This window comes from Neisseria sp. HMSC068C12 (assembly GCF_001814095.1).
GTDB classification, from domain to species: domain Bacteria; phylum Pseudomonadota; class Gammaproteobacteria; order Burkholderiales; family Neisseriaceae; genus Neisseria; species Neisseria perflava.
Map to the genome: position 1 here is coordinate 1 of NZ_KV814799.1, position 404 is coordinate 404.

Sequence of the window (404 nt, forward strand, 5' to 3'; positions counted from 1 at the left end):
GCAAACAGTAGCCGTGCGCCGCCGTCGGGGGAGGCGATTTGGTAGAGGTCGTCTGAAATCTGAGAAAAGAAGATTTGTTCGTAAGGATCAAAATAGGCGTTATCCAGACCGTAGGGATCTTCTTCGGCGGAAGCAGGTCTTGGGGCAGCCTCTTCTTCATATAAATCGTCTTCATCTTCGTCGGCTGCGGAATAAGGCTCGTCCGCTTCGTCGCTGATATCCGGCAACGAAATTTCCCTGCCCTGTTCATCAATATAGAGGAAACCGTCGGCAGTGCGGACAAGACGCATGGAGAACGGCAGCGACCAACCCTGTCCCAGCCAGCCGTTGCCTATTTGGTCGGAATAGTAGCTGCGCTGCCAAACAAGTGGAAGCGGGGAGTCAAATGCAAAGTCAGTCTCTGT

The 404-nt window shown here is 53.2% G+C and carries 1 protein-coding gene; it reads right to left on the reverse strand.

The window, feature by feature from the left end; all coding sequences use genetic code 11:
- On the reverse strand, positions 1-404 hold a 404-nt coding region (locus HMPREF2952_RS01990; RefSeq protein ID WP_283120694.1), incomplete at both ends, for a DUF6531 domain-containing protein.